Annotated in this window: 21 protein-coding genes; 13 read left to right on the forward strand and 8 right to left on the reverse strand. The window is 42.3% G+C overall.

The window, feature by feature from the left end; genetic code table 11:
* The first annotated feature begins 12 nt into the window (after positions 1-12).
* Positions 13-1,209 carry an MFS transporter gene (locus tag NST16_RS20170; protein WP_268448146.1) on the forward strand — a complete coding sequence of 399 codons (1,197 nt, stop codon included), beginning with the start codon at positions 13-15 and terminating at the stop codon, positions 1,207-1,209.
* A gap of 88 nt (positions 1,210-1,297) precedes the next feature.
* On the opposite strand, the gene NST16_RS20175 is transcribed toward NST16_RS20170, so the two are convergent.
* The 5 genes from NST16_RS20175 to NST16_RS20195 form a co-directional block, all read right to left on the reverse strand.
* Positions 1,298-2,707: a right-handed parallel beta-helix repeat-containing protein gene (locus NST16_RS20175; RefSeq protein ID WP_340888514.1), complete on the reverse strand. Its 1,410-nt coding sequence runs from the start codon at positions 2,705-2,707 to the stop codon at positions 1,298-1,300.
* A 99-nt stretch (positions 2,708-2,806) separates the two neighbouring features.
* A complete protein-coding gene (gene pucI, locus NST16_RS20180; protein WP_268446920.1) occupies positions 2,807-4,279 on the reverse strand; it encodes an allantoin permease in 1,473 nt (490 codons plus the stop codon).
* A gap of 180 nt (positions 4,280-4,459) precedes the next feature.
* Positions 4,460-5,821, reverse strand: coding sequence for an MFS transporter (locus tag NST16_RS20185; protein WP_229149817.1), 1,362 nt, complete (start codon positions 5,819-5,821; stop codon positions 4,460-4,462).
* Positions 5,818-6,384, reverse strand: a complete 567-nt coding sequence (locus NST16_RS20190; RefSeq protein ID WP_168748950.1) for a hydrolase — start codon at positions 6,382-6,384, stop codon at positions 5,818-5,820. The genes NST16_RS20185 and NST16_RS20190 overlap by 4 nt, the downstream gene beginning before the upstream one ends.
* A gap of 188 nt (positions 6,385-6,572) precedes the next feature.
* Positions 6,573-7,034, reverse strand: a complete 462-nt coding sequence (locus NST16_RS20195; RefSeq protein ID WP_010332187.1) for a hypothetical protein — start codon at positions 7,032-7,034, stop codon at positions 6,573-6,575.
* A 282-nt stretch (positions 7,035-7,316) separates the two neighbouring features.
* On the opposite strand from NST16_RS20195, the gene amtB reads away from it, so the two are divergent.
* The 3 genes from amtB to bcrC all read left to right on the forward strand — a co-directional run bounded on the left by amtB (position 7,317) and on the right by bcrC (position 9,657).
* Positions 7,317-8,531 (forward strand): ammonium transporter AmtB, encoded by a 1,215-nt coding sequence (amtB, locus tag NST16_RS20200; RefSeq protein ID WP_010332188.1) that lies wholly within the window; start codon positions 7,317-7,319, stop codon positions 8,529-8,531.
* Positions 8,532-8,542: 11 nt separating this feature from the next.
* Positions 8,543-8,893: a P-II family nitrogen regulator gene (locus tag NST16_RS20205; protein WP_010332189.1), complete on the forward strand. Its 351-nt coding sequence runs from the start codon at positions 8,543-8,545 to the stop codon at positions 8,891-8,893.
* A gap of 182 nt (positions 8,894-9,075) precedes the next feature.
* Positions 9,076-9,657: an undecaprenyl-diphosphate phosphatase BcrC gene (gene bcrC / locus NST16_RS20210; protein ID WP_229149818.1), complete on the forward strand. Its 582-nt coding sequence runs from the start codon at positions 9,076-9,078 to the stop codon at positions 9,655-9,657.
* 35 nt (positions 9,658-9,692) lie between these two features.
* Here bcrC and NST16_RS20215 read toward each other — a convergent pair whose 3' ends face one another.
* Positions 9,693-10,115, reverse strand: coding sequence for a VanZ family protein (locus NST16_RS20215; protein WP_010332191.1), 423 nt, complete (start codon positions 10,113-10,115; stop codon positions 9,693-9,695).
* Between the two features lie 111 nt (positions 10,116-10,226).
* Positions 10,227-11,099: a stage II sporulation protein spoIIQ gene (gene spoIIQ, locus NST16_RS20220; protein WP_010332192.1), complete on the reverse strand. Its 873-nt coding sequence runs from the start codon at positions 11,097-11,099 to the stop codon at positions 10,227-10,229.
* Positions 11,100-11,233: 134 nt separating this feature from the next.
* On the opposite strand from spoIIQ, the gene NST16_RS20225 reads away from it, so the two are divergent.
* From NST16_RS20225 to pseI, 9 genes are all read left to right on the forward strand, one after another.
* Entirely contained in the window at positions 11,234-11,731 is a 498-nt protein-coding gene (locus NST16_RS20225; RefSeq protein ID WP_227598587.1) for a GNAT family N-acetyltransferase, read from the forward strand.
* Positions 11,728-12,246, forward strand: coding sequence for a DUF5362 family protein (locus NST16_RS20230; protein WP_268446912.1), 519 nt, complete (start codon positions 11,728-11,730; stop codon positions 12,244-12,246). The genes NST16_RS20225 and NST16_RS20230 overlap by 4 nt, the downstream gene beginning before the upstream one ends.
* Positions 12,247-12,696: 450 nt before the next feature.
* A complete protein-coding gene (locus NST16_RS20235; RefSeq protein WP_340888528.1) occupies positions 12,697-13,701 on the forward strand; it encodes an SDR family NAD(P)-dependent oxidoreductase in 1,005 nt (334 codons plus the stop codon).
* Between the two features lie 19 nt (positions 13,702-13,720).
* Positions 13,721-14,665 (forward strand): dTDP-glucose 4,6-dehydratase, encoded by a 945-nt coding sequence (locus NST16_RS20240; RefSeq protein WP_010332196.1) that lies wholly within the window; start codon positions 13,721-13,723, stop codon positions 14,663-14,665.
* A gap of 13 nt (positions 14,666-14,678) precedes the next feature.
* Positions 14,679-15,875, forward strand: a complete 1,197-nt coding sequence (gene pseC / locus NST16_RS20245; protein WP_326331930.1) for a UDP-4-amino-4,6-dideoxy-N-acetyl-beta-L-altrosamine transaminase — start codon at positions 14,679-14,681, stop codon at positions 15,873-15,875.
* 11 nt (positions 15,876-15,886) lie between these two features.
* Entirely contained in the window at positions 15,887-16,645 is a 759-nt protein-coding gene (locus tag NST16_RS20250) for a glycosyltransferase family protein (protein WP_326331929.1), read from the forward strand.
* A 13-nt stretch (positions 16,646-16,658) separates the two neighbouring features.
* On the forward strand, positions 16,659-17,750 hold the full coding sequence (gene pseG / locus NST16_RS20255; protein WP_340888531.1) for a UDP-2,4-diacetamido-2,4,6-trideoxy-beta-L-altropyranose hydrolase: 1,092 nt from the start codon (positions 16,659-16,661) through the stop codon (positions 17,748-17,750).
* A 15-nt stretch (positions 17,751-17,765) separates the two neighbouring features.
* On the forward strand, positions 17,766-18,350 hold the full coding sequence (gene pseH, locus NST16_RS20260; RefSeq protein ID WP_268504438.1) for a UDP-4-amino-4,6-dideoxy-N-acetyl-beta-L-altrosamine N-acetyltransferase: 585 nt from the start codon (positions 17,766-17,768) through the stop codon (positions 18,348-18,350).
* An 84-nt stretch (positions 18,351-18,434) separates the two neighbouring features.
* A complete protein-coding gene (gene pseI / locus NST16_RS20265) occupies positions 18,435-19,484 on the forward strand; it encodes a pseudaminic acid synthase (RefSeq protein WP_010332201.1) in 1,050 nt (349 codons plus the stop codon).
* Between the two features lie 238 nt (positions 19,485-19,722).
* Here pseI and NST16_RS20270 read toward each other — a convergent pair whose 3' ends face one another.
* Positions 19,723-20,160, reverse strand: a complete 438-nt coding sequence (locus NST16_RS20270) for a DUF5392 family protein (RefSeq protein ID WP_010332202.1) — start codon at positions 20,158-20,160, stop codon at positions 19,723-19,725.
* Positions 20,161-20,323: the final 163 nt, after the last annotated feature.

Raw genomic sequence — 20,323 nt, forward strand, 5'->3', positions numbered from 1 at the left:
AGTGACATACATTTGAAAAAGCCTGAACCAATTTGGACCAAAGATTTCATTATGGTCGTTCTCGTGAACTTGTTTGTTTTTGTGTTCTTTTATACATTTTTGACTGTTCTGCCTATCTATATGATGCAGGAGCTTGGCGGTACTGAATCTCAGGGAGGGCTGTTGATCAGTCTGTTCCTGTTATCCGCCATTTTCACTCGTCCTTTTTCAGGGGCTATTATAGAACGGTTTGGGAAAAAGAGGATGGCGATTGTATCGATGGCGATTTTTGCCCTTTCGTCTTTTCTTTACCTGCCGATTCATAACTTCTATTTGCTGCTTGGATTGCGGTTCTTCCAAGGAATCTGGTTCAGTATTTTAACCACTGTAACCGGCGCGATCGCAGCCGATATCATTCCAGTTAAACGCCGCGGCGAAGGGCTTGGATACTTTGCCATGTCTATGAACCTCGCAATGGCTATCGGTCCGTTTCTCGGATTGAGCCTAGTGAAAATTGTTCCTTTCTCTGTCTTCTTTACAATTTTTGCGGTGTTTATGATTGTCGGGCTGTTTGTTACATTACTCATTAAAGTGCCAAACAGCCTCAGCAGCGGAACGACTGTATTCCGTTTCTCTCTTTCGGATATGTTTGAAAAAGGCGCGCTTAAGATTGCGATTGTAGGGCTGTTTATATCATTCTGTTATTCAACAGTTACAGCATTTTTGTCCGTTTTTGCTAAGTCTATTGATCTATTAAATGTCAGCGGCTACTTCTTTGTTTGCTTTGCTGTTACGATGATGGTTGCGCGACCGTTTACAGGCAAACTGTTCGATAAAGTCGGAGCGGGGATAGTGATTTACCCTTCAATCCTGATTTTCTCTGTCGGACTTTGCATGCTTGCCTTTACGCACAGCAGCTTGATGCTTCTATTATCCGGAGCTGTGATCGGACTTGGATACGGCTCAATCGTGCCATGCATGCAAACGCTGGCGATACAAAATTCACCGGCACACCGTTCAGGGTTTGCGACAGCAACGTTCTTTACGTTCTTTGACAGCGGAATTGCCGCAGGATCGTATGTGTTCGGATTATTCGTTGCTTCCGCAGGCTTCTCATCTATTTACTTATCAGCGGGTCTATTCGTTCTGATTTCTCTTCTTCTCTATGCATGGAGCCAGAAAAAACCTGCTGTAGCCGAACCTGAAGGAAAAGTGTCGATTGCAGAATAGCTAGTCAGACTGCCGGAATTTGCCGGCAGTCTTTTTTTGCATAAAAAACGGCATTCTGCTCCGTTTAACGGAATAGAATGCCGCTTGTTCATGATTCAATAATCGGACGCGCAGGTGAATCCGGATCTAATGTAAAATCAAAAGACTCTTCGTCGCGATACATCGGATCTGCATAGAGAGAGCCAACATCGTTTTTCGTTGCTTTTTGATAGGACGGAAATGAGTCGTATTCTGTCTTTTTCCACATCCATAAGCCGTCTTTATCTGCTTCCTTATGGTAAACGTTATGATTGACTGTATTTCCTTCATTGGTTTTAAATTCGTTGGCAATAAACAGCCTAGAGTCACTTGCCGTCATAATATTTTTTTCTATTATGTTGTTTTTTGTATCATGCTGCAGCAATAGCTGACCGCCATACAGCCCTTTTGTGTCGTTTCGGAACATCATGTTGTGAGCAATCACAGAACCGGCGGTGCCGCCACGCTCCTTGTCGTATCCGCCGATTGAAATCCCCGTGTACGCATTCTGGTACACCTTGTTGTCGGTAATCTTTATATCCTCAGCATATTTCCCTTTGTGCTCAGAGGTTGCTTCAATACCGATATCGTTTCTGTATACCGTGTTTTTCCTGATGTCAATACTGCGTCCTCCGTCGACATAGATTCCGCCCGCTGAGTACTCATCTCCATAAGCCGGATTTCCGAAAGTTGAATGATGATAGACAGTATTGTTTTCTACGATGCCGTTCCTCACATAATCGTTTTGATCTGCCGTTCCTTCATATCCGATAAGATCGATGCCAATATTGTTATTATCACGGACCAAATTTCCCGCAATTGTAAAGCCGTCAATGTTTCCGTTTAGCACAACCGCTTCACTCGCTCCGAGTGTCAGCTTTTCAACGGTATTATCCATGATTTTAATGTCTTTCATGCTTCCCGTTCCATACACTGCAATTCCGTGGGCATTGCCCTCATCTGCCGTTGTTTTTATATTCCGAACATGATTACCCTTAATCGTGATATGGCTGCTGGAGCCAGTCACATAAATTCCCATGGCGGTTGCTTCTTCAGATGAAACAGAGAGATTCTCAATCGTTAAACCGCTGATGGTGATGTAATGTTTATTGTCTATGCCGATTAACGGCGTTTCATATTTTGCGCTCGTAATAGATAACCCGGTAATCACTGCTTTTTCGTTCTGATAGTTTCGAAACGTGACAGGCTTCCCGTCCGTGCCGCTATGCTTCACTTCAAGCGGTTCATCATACGTGCCTTCACGGATTAATACGGTTGTTCCGGCAACAGCTTCCTTAGCGGCGTGCGCCAGTGTACGAAATGGCTTAGTTTTCGTCCCTTCATTTTGATCATTGCCGTTAGGAGAAACATATAAGCAGTTCACTGATTCATGTTCATTTGCTGCCGTCTTATCATAGATTAAAGCGATGATCACAACAGTTAAAACAACTGCAGCAGAAATAAAAAATGGTAGCTTCATATGGGATTCTCATTTCTATTTAGAATGGACTTTCTTCTATCATTATAGGTTATCCATTTATGGAAAACCATCTCAAATCCATTCCACTGCAGAAAACGCTTATTCCGCACGAAGCACCTGTTCAGAATCATACTTTCCGACAGCAGATGATACCGGCGGGTGAATCCGCATCAGAGCAATATAGACAAGAAATGATGTCAGTACACCTACAAACCATGAGATGTCATATAAGCCCTTTAATGCGGGGACATACATCCCGATTAATGAGATGAGTGCGCCTAAAAGCGTGGCCGCGAATGCCCGGTAGTTATAGCCTTTAAAATACACATACCGTCCGGTTTCGGAATATAGGTCATCAACCGAGAGCTCCCGCTTGCGAATGATAAAGTAATCAGCCATCATGACGCCTGCCACCGGACCGAGCATGCCGCCGATTAAACCGAGAAACGCATAAACACTGGTTGCGCTCTCCATGAGCTTCCACGGAACCGTAAATAAAGCGAGCAGGGCTGTGATAAAGCTGCCTCGTTTAAAATTAATATATTTCGGCAAAGCATTCGCAATATCATAAGCGGGAGACACGATGTTTGCTGCGACATTAACTGAAATGGTGGCAATACAGAGCGTAATCACAGATAATACGATGACATAAGGATTATCAAACCTGGCCAAAATATCAACCACGTCCCAAATCGGCTCGCCGAAAGCAACCTGTGAACCGGAGGTCACCGTAATACTGGCAAACGCAAATAACGCGAAGGTTCCCGGCAAGCCGTAAAACTGGCCTTTAATCTGCTCTTTTTGCGTTTCCGCAAACCGTGTAAAATCAGGTATGTTTAAAATTAACGTCGCCCAGATACCTATAATGCCGGTGACTCCGGCAGCAAACGGCCAAAACGTTTCTGAAAACGTGTGAAATTTCCCAGTCTGCGAATAGATCGGCCCGAGTCCTCCGGCTATATCGACCGCCCACCATACCATGCCGCCAAACACCACATAAACTAAAGGACCTGCCCATACCTCGAAACGCTTAATCGATTCCATACCATGATGCAATACAAGTAAGTGCACAGCCCAAAAGAATACGAAAGAGAGGAAACCAGACAAGTGGATACCTAGAATATTCCATTCCCCGCCAATCTCTCCCCAGCCGGGCCACATATTTAACAGCAAAATGTTCAGCGCCGTGCTCCCGGCAAAGGTTTGAATACCAAGCCACATAATGGCTGTAAAAGCCCTCAGAAGCGCCGGAATGTTCGCGCCGTAAATTCCGTAAGAAGCCCGGATAATCACAGGAAATGGCAGCCCGTATTTTGTCCCTGCATGCCCGTTTAAAGCGAGTGCGCCAAACAAAATAAGCGAGGCCGTAATAATGATCGCCAGCACCTGCCACGGTGAAAGCCCAATCGCAATTAATCCGCCCACTGTCGCGTAGGTCGGTATATTATGTATGCATCCCATCCAAATGGAGGCGAAGTTCATTGCTTTCCACGTGCGTTTTTCCTGTCCTAAAGGCAGCAGATCCTCATTGCTCAGCCTGTTTGATTGCAGATGACCCTCTTTTAATTCCATAGCCGGCTCCCCTTTCAGCTTGTCTATCTTCCGTCATATGTATAGTTTTCTAACATCACATGTGACTTAATATAACTGAAAAGTCAGACAAATACATTGGCTATGATACACAAACCTTTTATTCATTTTTGAGCATCCTAAACAAGAAAAAGAGACAGACTCGTATATCTGTCTCTTTTCTCATGATCTTGTTTTCATTAAGGCGGTGAATCTCAAAGCCATAAACAAACTCAATCCGCCTACAGCAATAAGGATCATTCCCATGATATCAAAATGAGCCGCTGTAATCTCTTTACCGAACAGAAGGCCCAGAATCACCGATGACAAAATCGAACCAAGGTAACGGCACGTTTGGAACAGGCCTGAGGTAGTTCCCACCATGTCTGAAGGGCTCGTTTTCAGCATCGCTGCCTGAAGCGCTACGTTTCCAAGTCCGTAACCGATGCCGAGCAGCGACAGGATCAAGCCTTTCCCGATAACCGGAACGCTGATAAAAAAGACCGTTAATAGCACAGCGCCCGCGGTCATCAGAAGCGATCCCGCTAAAATCGGCTTAATGACTCCCGATCGATCAATCCACTTGCCTGTAATGGGCGATATAGCGATGCTCATACCCGACATGAACAGCATAAACAGACCGCTCGTTTGGACAGAAAGATGCATTTCATCTTGAAAATAACTCGGCAGCCCGAAAAATAAACAGTAGAAGAATACATTGAGTAAAATAAACTGAACGTATACCGCTGACAGACTTCGCTGCGTTTTAAACAGACGGACATCAATAAACGGCTTCTCCGTTTTCAGCTCACGCCAGACAAATGCGGCAAGCAGAATGACACCAATCACACCTTCTGACATATGTGGGGATGTGCTGAACGAAAGCAAAAAGGACAGGAGCAAAATGATCCCGCCGGCAAACAAAAGGATTCCCGGAACATCTAGCTGCCGGATAACCGCTCTGATCCCCACCCCTTTTTTCTGATCCTTTGGGAACATATACATCCCTAACAGGAAGCTGAGGATAATAAACGGCAGATTGACGATAAAAATTGCCGGCCAGCCGCCCCAGACAATCAAAAAACCGCCGACTGTCGGCCCCAGCGCCGTCATTGCAGATGCAAATATGGACAGAACCGCCATGGCTGAAGCCTGGCGCTCATGTATGTGGTTTCGTATCAGCCCGACTCCCGACGGATAAATCGCACTGCTCCCCACCGATTGAAACAACCGCATGACCAATAATGTCATAAAGGTTGGCGCAAGCGGCGCCCCGATGGCGGAAACCGCCACAAGAATAAGCCCGAATAAAAACAACCTTTTCCGCCCAATCAAATCGCCAAGCTTTCCCGTCACAGGCTGGGCCACAGCACTCGCCAAATAGAAAGAGGAGATCAGCCAGGAAACCGTCGTAAATGACAGGTGAAACTCATGCTGGATGCTGTGGAGCGCCAGAGAAATCATAGACGAGTTCAGCGGATTCAGCATCGTTCCTGAAGCTACCGCTGTTAAAAAGACAGCACGGCTCTTTTTTGATATTTTCATTTCACTTGTGATAAAAATTCTTCTGTTGTCCGCGATTTGCCGATTCTCGGGAAAATAAAGCGCAGTGTCGCTTCATGCTCTTCCTCACTGAACGTGGACATCGCGTCAGTAATAAAAATCTGCTGATAGCCAAGCTGAAAGGCCTCGCGAGCCGTACTTTCCACTCCGATATTCGTGGCAATGCCGCATAGTACAATGGTATCAATGCCTCGGCGTCTCAGCTGCAAATCTAAGTCCGTGCCGAAAAACGCGCCCCACTGGCGTTTGGTCACTGTGTAATCTCCGTCCTGCACACCGATTTCCGGAACAAATTCCGCCCAGTCCGCCGGCATTTCACCTGAACCTTCCTGCGCCTGTTCATCCGTTTCCGGCTTTAGCGCATCTGCTCCGTCATGGAAGGCTACATTCACAAAGCTGATAAAGCCGTTATGCTTTCGGAATTCGTCAACAAGTTTTTTCGCATTCGGGACAACCTGTCCGCTTTTGTCTATTGGCACAATTCCTTTTTGCAGATCAATGATAACCAATGCTGTGTTTTGAAAATCAATGGTAAGTGTGTTCATTTTGCGTTTCCTCCTGATGCTGGTTAGTGTTTCTCACATCCCATATTTTACTCTTCACTTCACATGAATTCTTGCATGACGCTTGTGAAGTTCTCAGGAGAAGCACTTATCTCACGATTTTTCTTTTATATAAAAATAAAAGGTGGTGCATACAAACATACCGGCAAGCACTGCGATCATAAAAGTTGTCATAGCTTCGTCACCTGCCTGCCGTTAATCGGCTGCTGATTAAACATGCCCATAAATTTGCGGCGGTCAATCCAAAGCAGAATCAAACACATGATCATTAATATCGTACTGAGATCCTGCACGCCAATATCAAAACAATAGTTAATCATGACGATGTTCACAATAATCGGCATAAATACAACGGCACCTAACGCAGATGTTCTTGGAATCAACAGCAAAACTGCAGCAATGATTTCTCCAAAGCCTATAAATACTTCATAGACATGAGAATAACCAAAAAATGTCCACGCAATTGTAAATCCCTTTCCCGCTGCAGCTTCAATTTCAGGCCTTACTTCACCAAACTGCCCTATGACCACTTTCGCCAGGCCGTACACAACAAAATTAAAGGCCAAAAACAACCGGAATGTCGCCGGAATGGACTTTCTTAACGCTCTCAGCAGCCTGCTGCCTTTATTCATATCGCATCCTCCTCGGTGTATTATATCAACTAATACACTTAATACAGTATACGACATTCTATTTTTTGTCAATTCCCTTTTTTCTCATAAAATTAGAGTTATTTTATAGACACAAAGTCTTGTATAGTAAATACCGTTTTTTCTTCCCTCTTCCGCATCGATAACACACACTAAAAAAGCATGTTAGGAAATCTAACATGAAAATGTTTTATCATTCTTTTTTCTCTATAATGAAGAAATATAATAATTGCTTTTATTCTGAAAGATACGGAGGAATGAGACATGCAAATGGGCGATACAGTATTTATGTTCTTTTGCGCTTTACTCGTGTGGCTGATGACCCCGGGGTTAGCGTTATTTTATGGAGGAATGGTAAAAAGCAAAAATGTGCTGAGTACAGCAATGCACAGTTTCTCTTCCATCGCCATCGTATCCATTGTTTGGGTTTTATTCGGATATACACTTGCCTTTGCTCCAGGCAACTCACTGATTGGCGGACTGGAGTGGGCAGGTCTGAAGGGGGTCGGATTTGATCCGGGTGATTACAGCGACACGATTCCCCATTCATTATTTATGATGTTCCAAATGACGTTCGCGGTTCTGACAACTGCCATCATTTCCGGGGCTTTCGCAGAGCGGATGCGATTCGGCGCTTTTCTTTTATTCTCGGTTTTATGGGTTTCATTGGTTTACACGCCGGTTGCTCACTGGGTATGGGGCGGCGGCTGGATCGGCCAGCTTGGCGCGCTTGATTTCGCAGGCGGAAACGTTGTTCATATTTCTTCCGGGGTGGCTGGCCTTGTTCTGGCCATCGTGCTCGGCAAACGAAAAGACGGCACAGCGTCTTCTCCGCATAACCTCATTTACACCTTCTTAGGAGGCGCCCTGATTTGGTTCGGCTGGTTCGGTTTTAACGTCGGCAGCGCCCTGACATTAAACGATGTGGCCATGTACGCCTTTATTAATACAAACACGGCAGCTGCAGCGGGGATTGCCGGCTGGATATTGGTGGAATGGATCATCAACAAAAAACCGACGATGCTCGGCGCGGTATCAGGAGCGATTGCAGGACTTGTGGCCATTACGCCGGCGGCCGGGTTTGTCACACCGTTTTCTTCTATTATCATTGGCATCATTGGCGGAGCGGTTTGCTTCTGGGGTGTCTTCTCGCTGAAACAGAAATTCGGATATGATGACGCGCTTGATGCCTTTGGCCTGCACGGCATCGGCGGCACATGGGGCGGCATCGCGACAGGATTGTTCGCAACAACTTCAGTCAACTCCGCTGGTGCAGATGGTTTATTCTACGGGGATGCAAGTTTAATCTGGAAACAAATTGTAGCGATCGCCGCAACTTATGTTTTTGTATTTATTGTCACATTCGTTATTATTAAAATTGTAGGCCTCTTCCTGCCCCTACGCGCAACCGAAGAAGAAGAATCACTCGGGCTTGATTTAACAATGCACGGGGAAAAAGCATATCAAGATTCTATGTGAGGAGTGACGCTATGAGCGGTCAAATGTTCAAGGTAGAAATTGTAACGCGTCCGGCAAATTTTGAAAAGCTGAAGCAGGAACTCGGAAAAATCGGAGTCACCTCTCTGACCTTCTCCAATGTTCACGGCTGCGGGCTTCAAAAAGCACATACGGAGCTTTATCGAGGGGTAAAAATAGAAAGCAATGTATATGAACGGTTAAAAATCGAAATCGTGGTCAGCAAGGTTCCTGTTGATCAAGTAACTGAGACCGCTAAGCGGGTTCTGAAAACGGGATCACCGGGTGACGGTAAAATCTTTGTCTATGAAATCGGCAATACGATTAATATCCGCACCGGCGAAGAAGGACCTGAAGCGCTGTAATATCATTAAGAGATTCGGACACTCCGGATCTCTTTTTTTGCGAACAGAAAAAACCCCCAGAAAACGTGGTACCCATTCGAATCCTCTTCAAGCGCCATGATTTCAGACAATCTCTATTTTTATTTGAAACTTTTTCTGAGTAAGATGAGTCTACTTAATATAAAAATGTAAAAGGTGATTATTTGAATTACGAAATATTTAAAGCTATCCATGGATTATCTCATCACAATTCTGTTCTCGATTCCATTATGGTTTTTATAACGGAATACGCGATCGTTGCCTATGCGCTTATCTTATTGGTGATGTGGCTGTTCGGGAACACACAAAGCAGAAAGAACGTGCTGTACGCAGGAATTACAGGAATTGCGGGTCTTGTGATTAATTTCTTGATTACACAAGTTTATGTTGAACCACGCCCTTTCGTCGCTCACACAGTGCATACGCTGATTCCGCACGATGCAGATGCTTCTTTTCCGAGTGACCACACAACGGGAGCGCTAGCTATTTCGATTGCAATGCTTTTCAGAAACCGTAAAATCGGCTGGCCGCTCGTTATCTTCGGGCTTTTGACCGGTTTTTCACGAATTTGGGTGGGACATCACTATCCTGTAGATGTGTTGGGCAGTCTTGTTGTCGCGATCATTATCGGGTTCCTGTTCTTTAGATTTTCAGATTTTCTTCGCCCGCTCGTTGATTTAATCGTCCGAATCTATGAAGCGATTATCAATAAAATAACGAAAAAACCAACCGATCAAAATTTCTAAGATAAAGCCGGCCTCTGAATGGAAGAGCGCCGGCTTTAATATTTTTCATACATCTCATGTCTTTTCCGTTTTGCGAGACCAAATAATCCAATAAACAGGGCAATCCCAACACTGTCAATGAGTACATCCCGGATGCAGCCGTTTCTGCTGAAGAAAAGCTGAATGATTTCTGTAAAAACGGCAAACATGAATGCTCCGGCCGAGGCCCATTTGATATTGTTCCATTGTTTCCACAGCAAATATGTCAGCACGAAGAAAGAAAACGCGTGCCCGATTTTTTGAATTACAGCTTCAGGCGTAGTCAGCTGAGCAAAATCCATGTCTAAAAATTGGTATAGATCAGGATGCGGATGAAAATGAAATGTCACTGTCTGCGACACCACCATATCGCTGAAGCTTTCTGTGCAGACAGAGAGTAAAATGAAGAAGGTCCAGCCCGCAAGTAATAGACGATTCATCTAAACAGCCTCCTTTCCAGCAGCATCTTGTGCATGTAAATACATAGACGGCACAGTGAAACAAAAAGTAACAAAAAAAAACGCCTATCACACCGATAGACGTTTTCTTCATTAAGACTGTTCAGTGTCTTCTGTTGTGCTGCTTTCTTTGGAACCTGATTTGTCAGTTGAATCATCCGTTTTGTCTCCGGATTTTTCTTCAGTTCCTTTTTCAGTTGAACCATCCTTTTTTTCAGATGATTGCTGAATGGATTCTTCTGTTTCCTCAGTTGCAGCTTTCTCTTCTGCAGCTGCCGCTTTTTCAATAGAAGAAACCGGCTTGTCCATAAAGTTCAGCGGGTTCATAGCAACTCCGTCTTTACGGATTTCAAAGTGTACGTGGTTACCGCTTTCTTCGCTGTAAAGGTTCTTGCCAGACTTTCCGATGACCTGATTTTGCTTCACCTTGTCGCCTTGCTCAACACCTACTTCAGAAAGTGATTGATACACAGTAGATAAACCATCAGCATGTTCAATTTCCACAACATATCCCAGCACTGGATCTTTTTCAGCTTTGACAACCGTACCGCTTAGAGAAGCAGAAACATCGAAATCTTTTCCGTCTTTCTCAGCTAAGTCAATTCCTTTGCTTAGGCTGTACGTGTTATTATAGGTAACGAGTGCTGCTTCTTTTTCTTCTTTTGCGGCATCAGTTTCATAGAACTTTTTCACAACAGAAACGTTTTCAGAATCAACAACCGGCATTGCGACATTTTCCATAGACTTTCCTACTTCAACTGCATCGTCGTTGTTGTCATACGCGGAGCTTCCGCCGTTATCAGCTAACTGATCCTTTACCTCATCATTTGATACAGATTGATACCAAAGGACAGCTGTTAAAATGACGGCCGCACTGACTAAGTAAATTGCAGGGAACACCCAGCGTTTACGAAAAAACTGCTGAAGTTTTTTGACTTGAGAAGTTTTCTTTTCTTCCTCTCTCATTGTTTCATCACCTCAGCAACATTCTGAACACTTTTCTGAAAATATATACATCGATATAAAAAACTTTTTTAGATATAGTTTGTGCAGGCTGATAAGAAAATATGTAATTTTTTTGAGAGGAGAACAAGATACGTATGAACTTAACTTTACGTCTTGCTGAAAAAAAGGATATAGAAGCGGTTGTAGCGATTTATAACTCTACGATTGCCTCGCGAATGGTAACAGCCGATACTGAACCGGTAACTCCGGAAGACCGGATGGCATGGTTTTTGGGACATACAGACGAACGGCCGCTGTATGTTGCTGAGGATGAAAACGGGGACGTGGCTGCATGGATCAGCTTCGAAAGATTTTACGGCAGGCCTGCTTATAATAAAACAGCCGAGATCAGCATATACATTCATGAATCATGCCGCGGCAAAGGCGCCGGAACGCATTTGCTTCAGGAAGCGCTCCGCATCGCGCCGGAGCTTGGCATCCGCTCGCTTATGGCCTTCATTTTCGGACATAATAAGCCTAGCCTGAAGCTGTTTGAAAAGCACAGTTTCAAGGAATGGGGGTTATTCCCCGGCATTGCTGAAATGGACGGCCAGCGATATGACTTAAAAATATTAGGGAGAGAGCTATCATGATTAGTCTTGATAAAGATGAAAACCATATTGAAACTCACCACGAAGAAAACAGCGTGACCGAGCAGGAGAACAACAGCACAGAGGGCGAAAAACGGGAGCTGAGCGCTGCTGCTGTCAAATCGCTTTCAGACATTGCAAAGTGGGGCAAAATCACAGGAATTCTTTTAATCGTCATGGGTGCGCTGGCTGCCCTGTCGGCTTTAATGACAATCATAGGCGCTATTCCAGGCGTCCTGCTCATTATTTCAGGCGTATTTCTGATGCGGTCGGCAAAAGCAGCAAGAGAGGCAAGCGGAAACCTGACCGGCAGTGCGGGTGAAAGCATGCTGGAGAACTACGGGAAATTTATCAAAATGCAATTATTCTACGCTGCATCAAGTATCGCCGCAGGCCTCATCGGAATCATTCTGCTTATTTTCTTCCTCGTATTTGTCGGCATCGCCGCTTTTGAGGATATGGATACGTATGAAGACCCGGATTCCTATTATTATGAAGATGGGCCCGTCTTTGAATAAAGGTGTGGATCTGACCTCCGAAAGAAAGACACGAATAGCAAAGGTATGAGTTCGGTATTGAACCGGACTCATGCCTTTTTATTATGTTCTCCTCAAATTCTCTGCGTTATCGTCATTCATCCAGGCACGCTCTTCGGTGTGACATACTTTGTATAGCATCCCTATCTTATATGTTAGAAAAAATCAGGACACTTTCCATTGCAATCTCTCCATTTACATCGCAGGACACAGACAGTTATATGATTTCTCATACAAAATATTTGTTTCTATCTAGATCATTAAGCAGCTATTCCCCCACCGCCCCGCAGATGTACTCTCTATGTTTTATGGTTTTTTAAAAATAATAGTTGAATCGATTAGGCTAGAGCAAACACAGAGTTTTGTAACAAGCATATACTTCAATAACCGACATTTTTTCATCCATTTAAGAAAAAGGAAGTGGATATACTTGTGTTTTTCAAAGATAAAAAAATACTCATAATTGGCGGAACAGGTACGATTGGAAAAAGTCTTCTAAAACAAATTCTTAAGGATCAGCCAAAGGTTGTTCGTATATTTAGCAGAGATGAATATAAACAATTTATGTTGGAAAATGAAATCGGTCCCAGAAAGGATATTAGATTTTTAATAGGAGATGTGCGAGATTATGACCGGGTGTTAAATGCTATGGACAGCATTGACTACGTCTTCCATACTGCTGCCATGAAGCATGTTCCTGCTTGCGAATACAATCCCTATGAAGCAGTCCTCACCAATATTATAGGAACCAATAATGTCATTAAAGCGGCAGTTGCCCAAAACGTAAAAAAAGTAGTTTTTACAAGTTCAGATAAAGCAATATCACCAACAAATGCATATGGAGCAACAAAACTCACAGCTGAAAGATTAATTTCTGCAGCAGAATACAGTAAGGGAAAAGCTTCGACGGTTTTTTCTTGTGTTCGGTTTGGAAATGTAATTGGTTCAAGGGGTTCCGTGGTTCCCTTGTTTATAGAACAAATCTTAACGCAAAAAAAGGTGACTGTTACGGATTTAAAGATGAATCGCTTTATGATGACACTGGATCAAGCGACATCTTTATTAATTGGTGCACTAAAGGAATCCCAGGGCGGCGAAATCTTCATATTAAAAATGCCTGTCATATCACTGCATGACTTAGTGTCAGTCGTCGTTGAAGAAACGAGCAAAAAACAGAATATGAATATTGATGAAATAGAAATACAAGAAATCGGGCTGCGGCCCGGAGAAAAAATGTATGAAGAACTGATGACTTATGACGAGTCGACAATGGCTTTGGAGCTGCCTGACATGTTTGTTATCCCTTCAACTTATGGGGAGAAAAATCATTATACCCAAGCGAAAAAAGCAACTGAAGGGACTTATAGTTCAAATGACCAAAAGCAAATTTCAAAAGAAGAGGTCCTTGCATTATTAAAATCGCAAACATTACTTTAATTCGGGAAGGAAGATGATCATGAAAGTTCTCGTCACTGGAGGAGCAGGTTTTATCGGCAGATGGGTTGTGAAAAAATTATTAGAAGACCGTCATCAAGTATGGGTATTGGATGATTTATCGAACGGGCGTTTAGAAAATATAGAAGACCTGAAAAACGACCCTGGTTTTATCGAATTTATCCATGGAGATATAAAGGATGTAAAAACATTAGAGGATCTTTTCTCGACAAAATTTGATATTTGCTACCATTTAGGTGCAAGCATCAACGTACAAGATAGCATCGACGATCCGAAAACCACATTTGAAAATGACACAATCGGTACTTTTAACATTTTAGAATTATGTAAGCAGCATAATGTAAAAGTTGTTTTTATGAGTACCTGCATGGTATATGACCGAGCTGCATTTGCTGAAGGTATTAAAGAAACAGATCCTATTAAACCCGCTTCACCTTATGCCGGGTCAAAAATCGCGGCTGAAAATATGGTGCTCTCCTATTATCACGCATACGGTCTCCCTGCGGTTGTTATACGTCCGTTTAATACGTATGGGCCTTACCAAAAAACAGGCGGTGAAGGCGGAGTAGTTGCTATTTTTATAAAAAACAAATTGGACGGTAAAAAGCTGCATATATATGGTGACGGCACACAAACCCGTGATCTTTTATATGTAGAGGATTGTGCTGATTTCGTCGTGCAGGCTGGTTATTCCCAAAAAGCAAACGGTGAAATTATAAACGCAGGCCTTGGAAGAGATATATCGATTAATGAATTAGCAGAATTAATTGCAGGCGATAAACAAAACATTCACCATGTAGAGCATATACATCCTCAAAGTGAAATTCCAAAGCTGTTATGTAACTACGAAAAAGCAAAAAAAATTCTTAATTGGAGCCCGCAGGTCAGTTTGGAAGAAGGAATAAGAAAAACAGAAGAATGGATTAAGAGTACGAATCTCATTTAATAGGAGAATGAAAATGACCAGTGAGAATAAATTAGCAATGACAGGCGGTAAGCCTGTCAGAGATTCATATCTTCCATACGGCAGGCAATGGTTAGATGAAGATGATATACAATCAGTAGTTGACGTTTTACGGGGAGACTATTTGACGACGGGACCAGCAATCGACTTATTCGAAGAAAAAGTCGCAGACTATGTTGGCAGCCGCTATGCTGTTGCATTTTCCAGCGGAACAGCTGCTTTACATGCGGCTTGCTTTGCTGCGGGAATTTCACAGGGAGACGAAGTCATTACGACACCCATCACATTTGCGGCAAGTGCCAATTGCATTTTGTACATGGGAGCCAAACCGGTTTTCGCAGATATTGATCCGCACACATACAATATTGACCCTGATTCCATTGAAAAGCTGATCACTCCAAAAACAAAGGCTATTATACCGGTAGATTTTACAGGACAGCCGGTGAATCATGATCAGATTCAAAAAATTGCAAAAGCCCATAACTTGATCGTTATTGAAGATGCTGCCCATGCATTAGGCGCTTCGTATAAAGGGCAAACAATCGGTTCAATCAGTGATATGACGATGTTTAGTTTCCACCCTGTTAAACATATTACAACCGGCGAAGGCGGAATGATAACAACTAATAATAGAGAATATTATGAGAAGCTGCTCCAATTCCGCAGTCACGGAATTACCCGCGACCCTAAAAAGCTAAGCCAAAACCATGGATCGTGGTACTATGAAATGCACTTTCTTGGATTCAATTATCGGATGACAGATATCCAAGCTTCATTAGGCATCAGCCAATTGCAAAAATTAGATGATTTTATTGAAAAACGAAGACATCTTGCCAGGATCTACAACGAAAAATTAAAAACAATCTCCCACATTCATCTCCCAATTCAAGATGCAGCCTCAACTTCCAGCTGGCACCTTTACGTCATTGACTTAAAGCTAGATTCGCTTAAAGGAAATCGCGATGATATTTTCAACGCTATGCAAAAAGAAAATATAGGTGTTAACGTCCACTATATACCTGTTTATTTACACCCTTATTATCAACGTTTAGGTTATCAAGAGGGCTTATGCCCAAATGCCGAAAAGCTGTATAAAGGAATGATCACCTTGCCTCTGTTTCAATCGATGAACGAAAAAGATGCAGACGATGTTATAAAAGCACTAAAGAAAGTAGTGAATTATTATTCGTAGGAGGTGGTTAGGTGAAAGTAACGGCTATTATCCAAGCACGGATGGGCTCCAGCCGATTGCCGGGTAAAGTGTTGAAAAAAGTGTTGAATAGGCCTTTGCTGGAATATCAAATTGAAAGAATCAAAAGAGCAGCACTTATTGATGATATTGTGATCGCCACGACTACAAATGCGATAGATCAACCCATTGTTGAGTTAAGTAAGAGATTGTCTCTTACTTATTATTGCGGGTCAGAAACCGATGTTTTATCAAGGTACTACGAAGCAGCAAAAATAAGCAACGCGGAAAATGTCGTCCGACTAACCTCTGACTGCCCTATTATTGATTATCGTGTGATTGATAAGGTAATAAAATGTTACCTGGATTCAAAGGGCCAATATGATTATGTGTCTAACACCTTACAGCGAACGTATCCCCGCGGAATGGATATAGAGGTTTTTTCAGCTTCTTCGTTAGAGAAAGCTTATCACGAGTCCACCCTTGACTACGAACGGGAACATGTTACACCCTTTATTTACCTGAATCCAGATCGATTCAGCTTAGCTAATATCACCTATACCGAAAATCAGAAACAGCATAGATGGACTGTAGATACGCAAGAGGATTTTTTATTAATCAAAAACATTATTGAAAAACTTTACCCAACTAAACCTGACTTCAGCCTAGAGGATACCCTAACATTATTGAACGAGTTTCCAGAATGGTCATTGCTCAATGCCCGGATAGAACAAAAAGAAATCATCAATGAAGCCGACAATAAATCCAAGTGATTGAGGTGCTGTGATGAACATCCTTTTCAGAACAGATGCTTCAATTGAAATAGGAACAGGTCATGTCATGAGATGCCTCACGCTTGCTCATGCGTTGCGCAAAAAGGGGGCAAATATTATCTTTATTTGCCGAGACTTACAAGGTCATCTAGCGGAGGTCATCCGAGAGAAACAGTTTGATCTCATTATGCTGCCAGAACCTAAAAAGAATGTTTTTATTCCTAAAACAACTCCGCATTCTAATTGGCTTGGTGTCCCTTGGTATGTTGACGCAGCTGAAACCATTAGCGCGATAAAAGACATGAACAAGGACATCTCCCTCCTTATCATTGATCACTACGCAATTGATATCAATTGGGAGATGAATGTGAAAAAACATGTGAAAAGAATGATGGTGATTGATGACTTGGCTGATCGTCTACATGATTGTGATATATTATTGGATCAGAATCTTTATCATCATTATAAAGATCGTTATGTCAATCTAGTCCCCGAAAGCTGCAAACAATACTTAGGACCAGAATATGTCTTATTGCGAGACGAGTTTTATTCATTTTTACCCCATCACATAAACCGCGATGGACGTGTAAAAAAGATTCTTGTCTTTTTTGGAGGCAGTGATCCCACTAATGAAACGAAAAAGGTGATGAAAGCCTTTCAGCAGCTTTCCCCCCATGATATTGAGCTTGATATCGTGATTGGAAATACCAATACTCATAAGAATGAAATTGAATCCATTTGTAACATCCATGACTATTGCAACTTTCACTGCCAAGTGAATCATATTGCAGAATTAATGTACAATGCTGACCTGGCTATAGGTGCGGGCGGAACGACTACTTGGGAGCGCTGCTATCTCGGCCTTCCAGCGATCGTCATCACCGTCGCAGAAAATCAAGAATCGATTGCTCAAACGCTTGATCAATTAGGCGCGATTAAATATCTGGGACCTAAAGAATCAGTCAAGGAATCAGATATCGTCTCAGCCATTCAAGACATGATGAATAACCCCTTGTCACTCCAACAAATGTCAAGAAAAGCCCGACTGCTGCTGGAAAAAAATATGGATCATCGCCAGAACCTCTTATTAGAAATTTTAAAGTAAGGAAGGAATAAATCTGTGTTCAAATATTCCCTTAGACCATTAAAAGAAAGAGACTTAGACACAGTTCTCCGTTGGCGTAACGATGAGAGAATCAGAAGATCAATGTATCATGACCAAATAATTAATGAAAAACAGCATCATCAATGGTTCAAGAAAATAAACACATCCAAAACAGAACATTATTTTATATTTACAATTGATCATAAAGAAACTGGCTTTGTTAGCTTTAAAGATGTTGATGATAAACATAACCACTGCTATTGGGGTTTTTATATCGGAGAGCCCGATAGTCCAAAAGGCTCTGGCTCTATCATGGGGTTTTTAGCGTTAGAATGGGCGTTTCAAAAGTTGTGTGTTGAGAAAGTATACGGAGAAGTACTTTTGAATAACGAAAGAAGCTTATCATTTCACCAAACATTCGGTTTTTGTAAAGAAGGTCATTTTCGAAACCATATAGTAAGAAATCATCAATATCTTGATGTAATCAGATATGGTCTCTTAAAAGAAGAATGGATTGCAGAAAAGCCGAAAGTGATCCAGAAATTGTCTGAAAAAGGAATAGATATCAAGGACATTGATACAGGTTTTAGTGAACTTTAGACTTTGACCAATCATTTCATATAGATGACATCAAAGTCTATTGTTTTACGGCCGGTATTCCTGTGAATAGAAGGGAGTGCAAATATGAACGAAATCAATATAGATGGAAGAAGTATTGGCCCGCATCATCCCCCATTTATTATTGCTGAAATGTCCGGGAACCATAATCAATCGTTAGAACGTGCTTTTCACATTATAGAAGCAGCTGCCAAAGCAGGTGCACACGCATTAAAAATACAAACCTATACCGCTGATACGATGACGTTAAATATAGATACAAAAGATTTTAAAATTGAGGATAACGATAGTCTATGGTCTGGCAGTACGCTCTATACATTATATCAGCAGGCTTACACCCCATGGGAATGGCATAAACCCATTTTCGATAAATGCCGGGAGCTTGGAATGATTCCTTTGAGTACGCCATTTGATGAATCGGCTGTCGACTTTTTGGAAGACCTGGGAGTGCCTATATATAAAATAGCCTCATTTGAAAATACTGATATCCCTCTTATCAAAAAGGTGGCTGCAACAGGTAAACCCATTATCATTTCAACTGGAATGGCTACAGTAGCAGAAATTGATGAAACAATAACGGCTGCCAAGGAAGCAGGCTGTAAAGAATTAATCCTTCTAAAATGCACAAGCACCTACCCGGCATCACCAGTAAACACCAATATTTCGACGATTCCTCATATGAAGGAATTATTTAATTGCCAAGTTGGCTTATCAGATCACACAATGGGAACAGGAGTTGCTGTCGCCAGTGTCGCCTTAGGCGCAACTGTGATTGAGAAACACTTCACTTTATCAAGAGCTGATGGCGGCGTAGATTCTGCCTTTTCACTGGAACCACCCGAATTGAAAGAACTTGTCGTTGAAACGGAAAGGGCATGGCAAGCGTTAGGACAGATCACTTATGGACCAACTGACAAGGAAAAAGCTTCGCTTAAATTTCGCCGCTCTATTTATGTAACAAACGATATAAAAGCCGGAGAGATTTTCACCAAAGAAAATATTAAGGTGATACGACCTGGTTATGGTTTGGAACCAAAGTACTTTGATGTAATGATCGGAAAAACAGCAACGAAACATCTTTCAGCAGGGACACCGCTGGGATGGGATTCTATATAGTTTTATCCCCTATTTTTCTATGTAAAGGAATCATGATAATGCTCATAGAAATCGTATACGGCACGGGCCACAGATCTAATTTGATGAAAAGAAAGAATTGCCATGTCTACGTTATCTTCAATAGATATATAAAACACAGAATGAATATCCGGTTGTTTCACACGAATTCGATGAATTGAAAAAACGGCACCCTGTTTGTTAGATATATCAGCTAACAGTCAGGGTGCCGTTTACTATATTAATACAGCATTTTCTTGCGTCTGTCTTCTTCAGTCAAAAACTCTACAAAGCTCCGCATCGCAAACGGTTCTTCCTTGATCTGGCGCGTATACGTGTTTTTGCGCTCTTCTGAAAGAATTTCGCTCTTTTTGATTCTGTTCAGCATATAAATATGAACGGTCTTTTGGATTTGTTTATGCTGATAGCCCGCTTCTTTAAAAAATGCTAATCCAAGTGCAGCAAGAAGCGCAAAAAGACCGGCGCTGATCAAGGACTCTCTGTCTGCTGAAGCATGAAAAAGGAAAACAGCCAAATTAAAGAGAGAGAATGCAGCAAGCGGAACAGCAAGAAAACGGTAGATGACAGTTTTCTTCATTAAAGGCTGTACAGCCTTTTGAATTTTTTGCATTTCTGTTTTAATGAACCCCGGCATTTGTTCTATTCTGTAAAAGTTCATTTATTCTCCCCCTTTATTTGATTTTGCAAGGCTTTACGAACGTTATCATATGAGTTTATTTTAACGCAGGTGCAAGCTGGTTTTAAAGAAATCTGCCCGTGTTTTTCACAAAGAATCTGGATCAACACACTTTATTCTTTTAAAAAGTCAGTGTTATAATTTT

Origin of the sequence: Bacillus sp. FSL K6-1005, assembly GCF_038000225.1 — a bacterium.
Taxonomy (GTDB): Bacteria; Bacillota; Bacilli; order Bacillales; family Bacillaceae; genus Bacillus; species Bacillus mojavensis.